Source organism: Paenibacillus apii (assembly GCF_011043685.1).
GTDB classification, from domain to species: Bacteria; Bacillota; Bacilli; order Paenibacillales; family Paenibacillaceae; genus Paenibacillus_AQ; species Paenibacillus_AQ sabinae.
In genome coordinates this window covers 12394-25231 of record NZ_JAAKGU010000009.1, presented here as the reverse complement: position 1 = coordinate 25231, position 12838 = coordinate 12394, and the positions used below count along the sequence as shown (strand labels likewise).

The 12838-nt window shown below is 54.9% G+C and carries 11 protein-coding genes; 8 read left to right on the top strand and 3 right to left on the bottom strand.

Going from position 1 to position 12838, the window contains the following annotated elements:
- The first annotated feature begins 7 nt into the window (after window positions 1-7).
- Window positions 8-2440 carry a glycogen/starch/alpha-glucan phosphorylase gene (locus G5B47_RS17860; RefSeq protein WP_165101306.1) on the top strand — a complete coding sequence of 811 codons (2433 nt, stop codon included), beginning with the start codon at window positions 8-10 and terminating at the stop codon, window positions 2438-2440.
- Between the two features lie 135 nt (window positions 2441-2575).
- Here G5B47_RS17860 and G5B47_RS17855 read toward each other — a convergent pair whose 3' ends face one another.
- Entirely contained in the window at window positions 2576-3055 is a 480-nt protein-coding gene (locus G5B47_RS17855; protein ID WP_165100846.1) for a GAF domain-containing protein, read from the bottom strand.
- A 233-nt stretch (window positions 3056-3288) separates the two neighbouring features.
- On the opposite strand from G5B47_RS17855, the gene G5B47_RS17850 reads away from it, so the two are divergent.
- Window positions 3289-3588 (top strand): hypothetical protein, encoded by a 300-nt coding sequence (locus G5B47_RS17850; protein ID WP_165100843.1) that lies wholly within the window; start codon window positions 3289-3291, stop codon window positions 3586-3588.
- Window positions 3589-3744: 156 nt separating this feature from the next.
- On the top strand, window positions 3745-4296 hold the full coding sequence (locus G5B47_RS17845; RefSeq protein ID WP_165100840.1) for a GNAT family N-acetyltransferase: 552 nt from the start codon (window positions 3745-3747) through the stop codon (window positions 4294-4296).
- A gap of 406 nt (window positions 4297-4702) precedes the next feature.
- Here G5B47_RS17845 and G5B47_RS17840 read toward each other — a convergent pair whose 3' ends face one another.
- Window positions 4703-5170 (bottom strand): MarR family winged helix-turn-helix transcriptional regulator, encoded by a 468-nt coding sequence (locus G5B47_RS17840; protein WP_025333069.1) that lies wholly within the window; start codon window positions 5168-5170, stop codon window positions 4703-4705.
- Between the two features lie 319 nt (window positions 5171-5489).
- Here G5B47_RS17840 and G5B47_RS17835 point away from each other — a divergent pair, with 319 nt between their 5' ends.
- From G5B47_RS17835 to G5B47_RS17825, 3 genes are all read left to right on the top strand, one after another.
- Window positions 5490-6803, top strand: coding sequence for an MFS transporter (locus G5B47_RS17835; RefSeq protein WP_165100837.1), 1314 nt, complete (start codon window positions 5490-5492; stop codon window positions 6801-6803).
- Window positions 6804-6907: 104 nt separating this feature from the next.
- Entirely contained in the window at window positions 6908-7651 is a 744-nt protein-coding gene (locus tag G5B47_RS17830; RefSeq protein ID WP_235949680.1) for an ABC transporter ATP-binding protein, read from the top strand.
- Between the two features lie 20 nt (window positions 7652-7671).
- Window positions 7672-8934: an ABC transporter permease gene (locus tag G5B47_RS17825; protein ID WP_165100831.1), complete on the top strand. Its 1263-nt coding sequence runs from the start codon at window positions 7672-7674 to the stop codon at window positions 8932-8934.
- 132 nt (window positions 8935-9066) lie between these two features.
- Here G5B47_RS17825 and G5B47_RS17820 read toward each other — a convergent pair whose 3' ends face one another.
- Window positions 9067-10332: a BaiN/RdsA family NAD(P)/FAD-dependent oxidoreductase gene (locus G5B47_RS17820; protein WP_165100828.1), complete on the bottom strand. Its 1266-nt coding sequence runs from the start codon at window positions 10330-10332 to the stop codon at window positions 9067-9069.
- A gap of 167 nt (window positions 10333-10499) precedes the next feature.
- Between G5B47_RS17820 and G5B47_RS17815 the strand changes: the two genes are divergently transcribed.
- Together G5B47_RS17815 and G5B47_RS17810 are read left to right on the top strand one after the other, a co-directional pair.
- Window positions 10500-12227 (top strand): two-component system sensor histidine kinase NtrB, encoded by a 1728-nt coding sequence (locus G5B47_RS17815; RefSeq protein ID WP_235949679.1) that lies wholly within the window; start codon window positions 10500-10502, stop codon window positions 12225-12227.
- 169 nt (window positions 12228-12396) lie between these two features.
- Window positions 12397-12831 (top strand): BrxA/BrxB family bacilliredoxin, encoded by a 435-nt coding sequence (locus G5B47_RS17810; protein ID WP_165100825.1) that lies wholly within the window; start codon window positions 12397-12399, stop codon window positions 12829-12831.
- Window positions 12832-12838 lie beyond the last annotated feature (7 nt).

The window sequence follows — 12838 nt, the reverse complement described above, 5'->3', positions numbered from 1 at the left end:
CTGCTTGTTGTTTACCGATAAAGAAGCGTTCAAGGAAGCATTTGTCGATGATTTGGTCGGGAAGCTGGGCAAGCCGCTGGAAGAAGCCTCAATTGCCGATGTTTACCATATTCTCGGAAGTATGGTCCGAGCACAGGCAGGAAAGAACTGGGCGAATACCAATCTGAAATACAAGGCTGGCAAGGAAAAGCAGGTCTATTATTTCTCGATGGAATTTCTGATCGGCCGGCTGCTGGGCAATAATCTGCTGAATATGGGCGTTCTGGAGATGGTGAGGGACGGGCTTTCGGAGCTGGGCTTTTCCCTGCAGGATGTCGAGGAGGAGGAGGCTGACGCGGGTCTGGGCAATGGCGGTCTGGGACGGCTTGCAGCCTGTTTTCTCGATTCGCTGGCTTCCCTGCAGTATGCGGGCCACGGCTGCGGCATCCGTTACAAATACGGCCTGTTCGAGCAGAAGATTGTGGACGGTTATCAAGTGGAGCTGCCCGATTATTGGCTGCAAAAGGATAATGTGTGGGAAGTCCGGCGGGAAGACAAGAGTGTGGAGGTCCGGTTCTGGGGACGCGTCGAGATCGACAAGGTGGGCGACAAGCTAGTGTTCCGGCACAAGGATTACGAGGCGGTGCGCGCGGTTCCGTATGATGTGCCGATTATCGGCGCCGACCGGCGGCATGTCAATACGCTGCGCAACTGGAGCGCCGAGTCGATTCTCCGGCCGGACAGCGCCTTGGGCCTGGAGCCGGGCACGGACTATCATAAATTCCTTGAGTATAAACGTTCCGTGGAGTCCATCTCCGAATTTCTGTACCCGGACGATTCCGAGTATGAGGGTAAGCTGCTGCGTCTGAAACAGCAGTATTTCCTCTGCAGCGCCGGTCTGCAAAGTATACTGCGAACCTTCGGAAAGCTGGGGCTTCCTCTGTCCGAGCTTCCAGGCAAGGTGGCACTGCACATCAACGATACGCATCCCACTCTCGTCATTCCGGAGCTGATGCGGATTCTGATGGATGAGAGGGGCCTGGAATGGGATGAGGCCTGGAATATAACGACCCGCATGGTCTCCTATACGAACCATACGATTCTTAGCGAAGCGCTGGAGAAGTGGCCGGTGAACATGGTCCGTGAATTGGTGCCCCGGGTGTATCTCATCATCGAGGAGATTAACACAAGGTTCTGCGCCGAGCTGATGAGACGCTATCCGGGCGACCAAAACCGGATTTCGCAAATGGCGATTATTTATGACGATCAGGTCCGGATGGCGCATCTGGCCATTGTCGGCAGCCACAGCGTCAACGGCGTGGCCGCGCTGCATACGGATATTTTGCGCAAACGGGAAATGAAACTGTTCGACGAAACGTACCCGCACCGGTTCAACAACAAGACCAACGGCATTACCCACCGGCGGTGGCTGATGCATGCCAACAGGGATTTGGCGGGTTTAATCACCGATGCGATCGGCTCGCGCTGGATGACCCATCCGCAGGAAATGATCGGCCTCATCAAATACTGCGAGGATTCCTCGTTCCAACAAAAGATAGCCGAGATCAAGCGGAAGAACAAGCTTCGTCTGGCGGAATACATCAAGAGCCGGCATAATGTCATGGTCGACCCGGATTCCATCTTCGATGTACAGGTCAAGCGGCTGCATGCCTACAAGCGCCAGCTGCTTAATATTCTGCATATCATGCATCTCTACAATCAGATCAAGGCAAGTCCGGGGATTGATATCGTGCCGCGCACGTTTATCTTCGCCGCCAAAGCGGCTCCAAGCTATCACTTAGCGAAGCGGATCATCAAGCTGATCAATACCGTGGCCGACATCGTCAATAGGGATTCCGACGTCAACGGCAAGATCCGTATCTTCTTTCTGGAGAACTATTCGGTGTCGCTGGCGGAGAAGATCATCCCGGCGGCCGATGTCAGCGAGCAGATCTCGACGGCGAGTAAGGAAGCGTCGGGCACCGGAAATATGAAGTTCATGATGAACGGCGCGCTGACCATCGGGACGATGGACGGAGCCAATGTTGAGATGAACGAAATGATCGGCAACGAGAATATGTTCCTGTTCGGCCTGCGCGCCGAGCAGGTCATGGATTATTACCAGTACGGCGGGTACAATGCGCACGGCATGTACAATAGCGACAGCCGGGTGAAGGAAGTGCTGGATCAGCTCATTACACCGGGGCCGATCTGCTGCTTCCATCAGGATTTCGAGCATATTTACCATTCGCTGCTCGACAATAACGACGAATTTTTCGTGCTGAAGGATTTTCCGAGCTACGTCGAGACGCATGTGGAAATCGACCGCGCCTACCGCAACCGCAGCGGATGGCTGAAGAAATCCATCATCAATATCGGCCACTCCGGCAAATTCTCCAGCGACAATACGATCAGCCGCTACGCCTCCGAAATCTGGAACATCCGGCAGGTACCGCTGTAAACGATTTGGTGGAAGAACATAACGAAATGAAGGATAACGGCAAACGGCTGCGCCCCGAATCGGGGCGCAGCCGTTATTTTTTGGCGTATGGAGGAATTGTTAAGAAATACGATGCGGCTGGCGAATGCGAAGAGGTCAGAGAACCTCGGAGACCATGGCCGCAAAGCGCTCCACAAACCGGCGTTCCTCATCGCTGAACCGGTGCTTGAGCGGGCTGTCTACATCAAGCACACCCATCAACTTGCCGTCCTTGATCAGCGGAACGACAATCTCGCTGTTGGATGCGGCGTCGCAGGCGATATGTCCCGGAAAGGCGTGCACATCATCCACGACGAGCGTCCGGCGCTCGTTCGCCGCCGTGCCGCATACTCCGCGGCCAATCGGGATGCGGATGCAGGCCGGCAGTCCCTGAAACGGACCGAGTACAAGTTCATTCCCGTCATACAGGTAGAAGCCGGCCCAGTTCGTATCCGTAAGCGAGAACTTGAGCAGCGCCGCGGCGTTGGCCAAATTCGCGATTGCATTCGGTTCGTCTTTCATCAAGGCCCCAAGCTGAGCCAGCACGGCTTCAAACCGTTCGCTGCGCGTTCCGTCATAAGGCATTGCCTGAAACATGGAGCATCACCTTTCTGTATATGAAGTCAGTCTTGAATAAGTAAACTGTTGTAACTATCAACATAGTACAGCGATGAAGCCGCCGTCAAGCTTTGGCGCAGGATTGTCAAAATTTAAGTTTTTAGTTTATCAAAATACGGCTCGTTTCCTGCTCAATGAGTGTTTCCCGCTGCTGCCCTAAGGGTAATGAATTCATAAATAATGGAAGGCTTATAGGCCGGAAGGAGTGAAACATGCGAGCCGATGTACAGAATATGTTCATAGGGATCCACATGCTTTATTACGCCCGCGAGCGGGACCTGACGGTAGCCGATATGCAGAATGAGCTGGAGAAATACGGGTACCGTATAGGCGAGCGGGAGGTTAAGCATGAACTGGAGCGTTTGACGCAGGACAATTTTCTGACAGCCCACGGCGAGGAGTTCAGCATTACGGGGACGGGAATCGAGGAGTTTAAGGAAATTCTGGCCAAGCTGGAATTGGTGTGCGGCGAGGTTCTGGAGCCAGTGAAGGCTGCGGGAATGACAGGCTGAAGCCAAGGAAGCGGGCGCTGCCCGGACGATGGCGGAGTGGACATTATGATAATATAGCGTCAGTAATGGAAGGTGAGGGTGTCTTTCATTACTGACGCTATTTTTGTTGATATTGGAAATAGGATATAATGGACGGGTTCAGAAGGGGGCGAGGGGATGAAGGAGCATAGCGGAACAGCGCCGGTATTGACCGGCCGCAGGCTGACGCTGCGTGCTTTGAGACAGGAAGACGCCGAAGCGCTGCTTCCCTGCTGGTCGTACCCGGAAGCGGCCGTCTGGCTCGGAATCAAGCCGCTCGCCTCAAAGGTGGAAGCGGAGGAGTTGATCCGGCTGCTCCTTGTGATGGAGCACGAGGAGGAGAGCCTGCGCTGGAGCATCACGCTGCCTAGCGGGAAAGTGATCGGAAGCTGCGGCTTTAACAGCTGGCAGCTAGCGGGGGCCTTCCGGGGTGAGGTGGGCTTCGAGCTGTCGCCCGCTTATTGGGGCCGAGGCTACATGCGCGAAGCGCTGACACTGGTCCTCGGCTACGGCTTCGAGGAGATGGGGCTCAACCGCGTCGAGGCCCAGTGTCATCCGGCCAACCTCCGGTCGGCCCGGCTGCTGGCTTCTCTCGGCTTTCGCCGCGAAGGGACGCTGCGCGAATATCGCCATACCCCGTCGGGCTACCAGGACGTAGACTTGTATGCGCTCCTGCGCAGGGAATGGTAAGAGCTATAGATTCACATACCCACCCAATCGCTCTGTGAACGCCTGGTGCAGACAATTTGTACAAAAATGTCTTTCAAAGTGTGGACACTCCGCAAAATCGGCACATACGAGGCGAACAAGCCCGAATCCCTTGTTTTTGTCCATATATTGGGGTGACTAATAGGCATCCATCAACATATGGATATCTGCTTTCAGAGCGTCCCTTCTGCTCTGATGTCCACCTTTTAAAAGACATTTTCTAGAAAATGTCTCCCTGGAACGGACGAAATGGACGCTGATTTCCTGTATAGCTGTAGGAGCGAATGTAAAGCATGATTTCAACAAAAAAGCGGCTGCGCCGCCCTTTCAAAGGGGGGCTGCAGCCGCTTATTTGCGGTTAGCCGGTGGGAACGGATAGCTGTATCGCCTATTTCCGCGGAAGCGGAGACAGCTTCTCAGCCTGGAGTCCCATCTTCTTCAGCAGAACGATCATCTGCTCCTTCTCTTCGTCATTCAGACCACTGAAGGCGAGATGGATGCGTTCCGAATATTTCGGGTACATGTCGTTCATCAGGCGCTCGCCCTCGGGCGTCAGTTCTGCAAAAATAACGCGTCGGTCGGTCGGGCATGGCTTGCGCTGCAAATAGCCGCGCTCTTCGAGCTTGTCGATGACGTAAGTAACGTTTCCGCTTTGGAGCAGCAGTTTGGCGCCGATCTGCTGGATAGGTTGCGGTCCTTTATAGTAGAGCACTTCCATAACGGCAAAGGCCGTCGGATTGAACCCTTCGATTTTGCTTCCGATTACGGCATGTTCATTGATACTCTTGAACGACTTGGCGAACACCCGGTACAAGTGCAGCGTCAGCTGGGTATCGCGTTCATAGGATTGTATCATGCATCTCTCACCCTTTTTTTTCAATTCTTCGTGCGGGCCGCCCGCAGGGTTGAACAATCTCATCCTGAAAGCACGGGTCACCTGTGCAGCGAACCAGTATATATCCATACAATACGTTAAAAAATTGAAGAAAAACATGTGATTTGTCACAATGAGCAACTTTTAATAATTAAAAATCAAAATGCTTTCGTTCGCTGTACCGAAAAGAGAATCGGCCTGTGCGTGTAGAGTCGACTACACCCCGGGACCGATGCTGAATGGCTCCTGTCAGCCTTAATATGGAAATATAATCAAAAAGGACAATAGGAGTGGAAAGACAATGAAAGAACGGAGCAATCTAAGTGGGCCAAAAGGCAAGCTGAAGCTGGGCCGCCCGCTGACGCTGCTGCTAACAGCGCAGTTCATATCGAATATCGGCGATTGGCTGCACATGCTAGCACTGCTGACGATGGTCGGCCTGAAGTGGAACGCCACGCCCTGGGAGATTACGGCTATCTCGCTGTGCATGGCCGCTCCCATGCTGCTGGGCGGGCCATTCGCCGGAGTGGCGGCTGACCGGCTGAACCGCAAAGCGCTGATGATCGTATCGGATGTGGTTCGCGCAGTTATCGTCGCCTCGCTCATCTTCGTCGGTTCGCTGGCTCAAGTCTACATCCTGCTGCTGCTCAAAGGATCGATGGATGTCATCTTCTCGCCGGCCAAAAGCGGCAAGCTTAAAGAGCTGGTTCCCGCTTCGCAAATGGATGCCGCGGTTAGCTTAAGCTCCTCCATTGAGCAAATCACGAAAATAATCGGGCCCGCCCTCGGGGGTCTGCTTGTGGCGATGTTCGGCATCAACGCCTGCTATCTGATTGACGCTGTGACGTTCCTCGTATCCGCTGCGATTCTGGTCTTCCTGCCAAAGGGACGGAGAGCGAATTCTCTGGACGAGGCGGAAGGACACTCCGGAAACCGGCCGTCCTTTCGCCGCGATATAGTCGCAGGTCTTAAGATCATTGCCGGTATGCCCGCCGTGCTGAGCGGCATTCTTATGCTCGTATCCGTGCTGCTGGTGCTGAATATTGCCGATTCGCAGCTAGTGACGCTGTTCCGGATTATTCCCGGCGTCAGCGGCGATCTGCTGGGCTGGTGCGTAGGGGCAGGCGGGATCGGCACGCTGATCGCTGCACTGTTGACCGGACGGATGGGCGGTTCCCGGCATCCGCTTCTATTTATGGGCATTGGCGCGGTATTGATGGGAGCGGTATTCGCCGGTGCGGCTGTGGCGACCGCTAACGGTAAGCCGGGGACGGTGATTTACATCCTTTTGTTCTCCGCCTTTCTGCTGGCGGGAGCCGGAGCGGGGCTTGTCTTCATTCCGTTTCAGTCGATGCTGCAAAAGCGGACCCCCGAAGCCTATACCGGCCGGGTTTTCGGAACAGTCAACAGTCTGGCCAGCGCGTCCGTCATTTTGGGACCGGTGGCCGGCGGGGCGCTCGTTACGGCGTCGGGTCCGGTAGCCGCCTTTATCGTCTCAGGACTGCTTACCCTGCTGTTGGGTGCGGCGATGCTGGCACTCCGGGGCTATATCGACCGAAAGGATCAAGCGGCTGTCGCCGGAAACGCCAAAGAGAAGGCGGCTGCGTACTCGTGAGGAGCTGCTGCAAAAGCCGGAAGCAAGTGGTAAGATGGGTATTGTTGTCAGGCCGAGTACGGCGCTGACCTTTATCATTTATACGTAATTGGGAGATGGAACTGTTGGAAGACAAAGAAACGGAACGGGAGTTGCAGGAGCGGGAAGATATTGTACTGGACGTTTCCATTGCCGAGGCGGGATATGAGGAAGGCGATATTCGTATCGCGGATATTTCGTTCACCGTCCGGCGCGGTCAGCTGCTTGGATTGATCGGTCCGAACGGAGCCGGCAAAAGCACGACAATCAAGACGCTGCTAGGGCTGCTGAAGCATGCGAAAGCGAAGGTGGAGATCGGCGGCTTAGGCGGCGGTTCTTACGCCTATGTGCCGGAGCAGCCGGTCTTTTACGAGGATTTGACGCTGTGGGAGCATCTGGACCTGTCGGCTGCCGCCTACGGACTGGAATACGAGCAATTCAAGGAGGCGGCGCAGCGTCTGCTCCGTCAGTTCGGCATGGAGCATGTGCGCGACGATCTGCCGGCGGGCTTCTCCAAAGGGATGAAGCAGAAAATGATGCTGATGCTCGGCTTTCTCGCCCAGCCTGACCTCTATATCGTGGACGAGCCGTTCATCGGTCTCGATCCCCGCGCGACCAAGGACTTTCTGAAGCTGCTGGAGACGGAGCGGCGGCGCGGAGCCGGTGTGCTGATGTCGACGCATGTGCTGGATACGGCGGAAAAGATTTGCGACTCCTTTGTGCTCGTATCCGCCGGAAAGGTGGCAGCATCTGGGACGCTTGAGCATATCCGCGCGGCGGCGGGGCTGCCGGAAGCTTCGCTGTTCGACTGCTTCGACGCGCTGGCATGATGGGGGAGGGAAAGCTTGCCATGAACACAATGATGGATAACCGAGCGGGCTATGATACTCCTTCTCCAAGGCGGCTGCTGCAAAGGCGGCTGGCCCGCCACTGGAAGGAACAATGGGGTATCATTCGCACCGCCGCGGACTGGACGGTGTTTCTGTACCTCATCATTCCGGGGGCGCTGCTGGGCGGAAGGTACTATTACGGATTCTGGAATGAGCCGCTTCCGACATGGAGCACGCTCCTGCCCTATGCCCTCCTGCCGGCGCTGCTCGCCTTACTGATGCAGGGCGGCATTCTGCTGCTGCTGCATGAAGGAGACCTGCTGTTCCTGCGGCAGCGCAAGGAATGGATGCGGACGGTTATGCTGGGCGGAATCTTGTACAGCCTGTCGGTCACGGCGCTGAAAATAACGGCAGGATTTCTGATTCTACTGCCTTTTCTCGTCCGGGCCTACGGGCTAAGCGGAGCGAACGCGGGAGCGCTGCTGGCCCTGAGCCTGTGCTGCGGGACATGCGTCAAGCTGCTCGCGCACATGGTAAGAGTACAGAAGCAGGGCTGGCGCAGATGGCTGTGGATGCTGCTTGCCTCATGGCTGCCGTGCGGGCTGTTCATCCGCGCCGCCGCGGCCTGGAGCTTTCACCCGGCGCTGCTGCTGCTTGCAGCCGCCGGGTATGCGGCGGTTGCGGCAGCCGCGCTGCGGGCAAGACTGAAGCTGCGCGGCACGTTCCTTGGCGATGTCCGCGAGGACTTCAAGCAGAGGATGAAGATTGCCGGACTGCTGCTCAGAGGCGTCATTGACAAGCCTCGTCCGACCCGGCATAAGCCGTGGATCTTCCGTAAATCCCGGCCGCTGCTGCGATCCGTCACTCCCGAAAGCAGGCTGGCCGATGCGTCAATCAAGGCGTTTGTGCGCCATCCAGGACATTTGAAGCTGTATCTACAGTTTACCGGAGTGGGCGCCATCGCAGTTCTGATTGTGCCGGGAATGCTGAAATGGGCCGTCTGCGTTGTGCTGATCTGCATGATGGCCTCATGGCTGGTCTCGTACTGGAAGATATTTTCCGGTGATGAGTTTATTGCGCTGCTCCCGTTCACCAAAGAACGGAAAGCCGACGCGGGGAGCCGTGCGGTTCCGATTCTTCTGCTTCCGTTCTCTCTGCTGTGTTCGGCGGCCGCTGCGGTGCCGCTGTACGGCTGGTGGGGGCTGGCGGTGTTCATACCAGCTGGAGCGTTGATCGGCATCATGGCGGCAAAAGCGTTTACGGCTTTTCTTCTGGTCAGATAATTCAAGAAAAACCAGCGTGAACGCCGGGGGTTCGTACGGGTTCACGCTGGTTTTATTTTACAAAACTATTTGTTTCACTCCGGATTTTACCGGGTAAGTGGGAATTACTTTTAAAATTAAGGATTAACGCCTTCAGGCTTCCGGCCGTGCGGCATGCATCCCGGCCGTATATCCCGTTGAGAAAGCCGCAGTGATGTTATAACCGCCCGTATATCCGTGTATATCCAGGATTTCGCCGCAGAAATACAGACCCGGCATCAGCTTTGACTGCATGGTTCCGGGATCGATTTCCTTCAAATGAACGCCGCCCCCCGTAACAAACGCTTCCTCCAAAGTACGGGTACCGTGAACAGTAACCGGCATGCGCTTCATCAGGGCGGCGAGCGCCGCAAGACTGCTTTTGGAGAGATGAGGCACGGTAAGGTCGCCGTCAATTCCCGCCTTGGACAGCAGAAGCGGAATGAGCCGTTCCGGCAGCAGTCCCTTCAGCGCGTTGCGGACGGCCTTTTTGGACTCAGATTCCAGCTTGTTCCGCAGCTCTGCTTCCATTTCATTTGGACTGTGGTCCGGGAACAGATCGATAGACAGCTCCACCGCCGGTTGTCCTGTCCTGCGCTGCACCTGCCGCAGAAACTGGCTGCAGCGCAGCGCAACCGGACCGGATAGCCCGAAGTGGGTAAAAATCATGTCGCCCCTGTGGGAGATCAGCTTTTTGCCTTTTTCATTCCAGACGGTAAGCGATACATCGCGCAGAGAGAGCCCCTGCAGCTCGCCGGACCTGATCCAGTCCTCGCGCGATACAATCGGCACCTCCGTCGGGTACAGCTCCGTTACCGTATGCCCCGCCGCTTCGGCCCATGCATATCCATCGCCGGTGGAGCCGGTATGCGGGACCGATTTGCCTCCTGTCGCGATAATAACCGCCCGGGCGGTGAGCTTTTTCCCCGAAGCCAGTAGAACGCCGTGAACGCAGTCCTTCCCATACATCACTTCCCGGACCGGACTGTCCGTTATGACCTGAACGCCGAGGCTCTTGACTCTTCCGACCAATGCGGAGACGACACTGGAAGCTTTATCGGAAACGGGAAACATTCGGCCGTTATCTTCTTCCTTTAACTTAATGCCCAAATTTTCAAAAAAGGCGACGATGGAACGATTGTCGAAATGCCCGAGCGCGCTGTACAGAAAACGTCCATTGCCCGGTATATTGGCGATCAGCTCAGCTGTTTCCTTCATATTCGTCACATTGCAGCGGCCGCCGCCGGAGATGCCCAGCTTGCGTCCGAGCTTGGTTCCCTTGTCGATCAGCAGCACGGACGCCCCATGCTCCGCTGCGGCAACGCTTGCCATCAGACCGGAGGGTCCGCCGCCGATGACGATAACATCGAATTCACTCATGATATGGCTCCTTTTGCAAATGACAGGGCTGCGGTTGATTCAGGTCTCATCATACCATTACCGCCCCTGCACGGGCCAGTCCAGCCCATAAAGGTATTCTTTCATTGTCAGATTGCACCAATTGCTTTAATCTAAGTCTGCACATAAAATTAACCGGGCCCGGATGGATGGTGATTACAATTACAACCGCGATAAAAGATATCATACTGCAAATTGCCGCTGCCTCATCTTTTTTGCTGTTGTTTCAATGGAGACTGAATCAAAGCCATCCCGCGCGCAGAAATCTTAAATTTCCGAATGACCAGACCTTCCTTGCGTTGTGCTGTGCGCTTAGCCTTATACTTTGCTCTGCGCTGTCCGGCAGCCTGTTCGGGATTATCAATCTGAACTGGGCTGTGGTTCCGGCGTTTATCGGCATGCTGTATGGAAGCTTGCGCTCCCGTATTTTTCTCGGGGTGCTGCTGCTGGCGTGCACCATTGTGTTCCACTATCCGTTCACACCGCTCCATATTCTGCTCGATTCGAATATTTTAATATTTCCGCTCGTATTCAGTCTGGCCAAACGATTCAAGCAAGGAACGGATCTGGAGAAAATTTCGATTATGTGGGGTCTGCTGGCGTCGTGCACGCTGTTCAGAGTGCTTACGCCTCTGCTCGACGGCAAGAGCTACTCTGTACTTCAGCCAAATGAAATCGCACTCATTTTGTGCATGCTGTTCTTCAGATTCCTGTTCGGAGGCTTCATGATTTATTGGCTGGAATCGGCTCTGGACAAGCTTGAAGTCGAGGAACGCATAGCCCATATGTCCGAGAGATTCAGATGGGAAACCGATAATCTTCAGCAGATTACCAATATGGTGCCCCTAAGTATCTTTTCCATTGACGACAATTACAAGATTACCAGCATCAACGATACGATGATGAAGAAATTGCAGGCCCGGCTGCCGAATATAAAAAGGAGCGATGTTCTGTTTCTTCCCGTATTCGACCTGATACATAAGCTGAAACTTAACGAGGATAAGGAACTGGACCGTCTCCTGGAGATTATTGTGCTTAAGCAAAGGTTCATGGAGAAGGTCAATTGCTTAGGGAGAGTCCTGCATATTCTTGCAGCTCCCCTGGTTCCGCAAGAGCCCGGCCAGATCGGAGGGATGGTTCTCGTTATTCAAGACGTGACGGAGGAAGAGATGATTCGAAGCGAACTGGATCATGTCGAGCGCTTGACGCTGGTCGGCCAGATGGCGGCGGGAATTACCCACGAAATTCGCAATCCGATGGCGGTGGTGCGCGGCTTCCTTCAATTGATGAGGGAGAAGAGCACACCGGATATGGATTCTTATTACCAGATTGTCATGGATGAGCTGGACCGGGCCAACAGCATTATCACCGATTTTCTGTCACTGGCGCAGAGCGGTATTTCCAGCAAAGAGGACAGCAACCTTCACGATGTGATTGAAGAGCTGGCGCCGCTGCTGTGGGCCGATGCGAATCTTCGCGGGCAAATTGTCGAGCTCAAGCTGTGCGATTCCCTGCCGGTTCTGCGGCTCAATGTTAAGGAGATCAAGCAGCTGGTGCTGAACCTGGGACGCAATGCAATGGAAGCGATGGATCCGAAGGGCGTGCTGACGCTGGAAACCCGCTGTGAGTCGGGAAAGGTTGAACTGCTGGTAAGAGATACGGGCAGCGGAATGTCGGAGACGGAGCTGGAGAAAATGTTCATTCCTTTCTTTACCACCAAAGACCAGGGGACCGGGCTGGGCCTTCCGCTATGCCTCAGCATCGTCGAGCGGCACGGCGGTGCGATCTCCGTCGATTCCAGCGCCGGTGCCGGTACGGTCTTTATAGTGTCTTTTCCATACGAAACTAAGGAGAAAGCAACCTATGCCGAAGCTTAGAAGGGCGGCCGTTTGAAGCCGGATGTCTGCCAGCGGCAAGCAAAAGCCAGAACTGCGCGGTCCCTTCCGCTTGCTTTCGGAGGGTAGGAATGTATAATAAAGTTAACGAATGAACTGTTAAAAAGTTCATAGACAAAACTATTTAAGCGTAGAGGAGAGTGCGAAAGCGATGTCCATGTCTTTTGACCAATATATGAAGGATACCATTCAACCGATGCGCGACGATCTGACCAGCATTGGCTTTAAAGAGCTGAGAACTCCGGAGGAAGTGGAAGCCGCACTGCCAACCGCGAAGGGAACCTCCCTTGTCGTCGTTAACTCCGTGTGCGGATGCGCCGCCGGACAATGCCGTCCCGGTGTGGCCGAGGCGCTGCAGCATGACATCAAGCCGGATCATCTCTTTACCGTCTTTGCCGGACAGGAGAAGGAAGCCACTGCAAAAGCCCGCGAATATTTCGCTCCTTACCCGCCTTCCTCGCCTTCCATCGCTCTGATGAAGGATGGGGAGCTTGTGCATTTTATTGAGCGTCACGGGGTAGAGAACCGTTCGGCTGTGGAAATCGCAGCAGAGCTGAAGGATGTCTTTGACCGCTATTGTCAATAAAACGAGG

Excerpts from the sequence above, each read along its gene's own strand:
- G5B47_RS17855 (WP_165100846.1), bottom strand. The coding sequence starts at position 3,055 with ATGTTTCAGGCAATGCCTTATGACGGAACGCGCAGCGAACGGTTTGAA.
- G5B47_RS17850 (WP_165100843.1), top strand. The coding sequence starts at position 3,289 with ATGCGAGCCGATGTACAGAATATGTTCATAGGGATCCACATGCTTTAT.
- G5B47_RS17845 (WP_165100840.1), top strand. The coding sequence starts at position 3,745 with ATGAAGGAGCATAGCGGAACAGCGCCGGTATTGACCGGCCGCAGGCTG.
- G5B47_RS17840 (WP_025333069.1), bottom strand. The coding sequence starts at position 5,170 with ATGATACAATCCTATGAACGCGATACCCAGCTGACGCTGCACTTGTAC.
- G5B47_RS17835 (WP_165100837.1), top strand. The coding sequence starts at position 5,490 with ATGAAAGAACGGAGCAATCTAAGTGGGCCAAAAGGCAAGCTGAAGCTG.
- G5B47_RS17825 (WP_165100831.1), top strand. The coding sequence starts at position 7,672 with ATGAACACAATGATGGATAACCGAGCGGGCTATGATACTCCTTCTCCA.
- G5B47_RS17820 (WP_165100828.1), bottom strand. The coding sequence starts at position 10,332 with ATGAGTGAATTCGATGTTATCGTCATCGGCGGCGGACCCTCCGGTCTG.
- G5B47_RS17815 (WP_235949679.1), top strand. The coding sequence starts at position 10,500 with ATGGTGATTACAATTACAACCGCGATAAAAGATATCATACTGCAAATT.
- G5B47_RS17810 (WP_165100825.1), top strand. The coding sequence starts at position 12,397 with ATGTCCATGTCTTTTGACCAATATATGAAGGATACCATTCAACCGATG.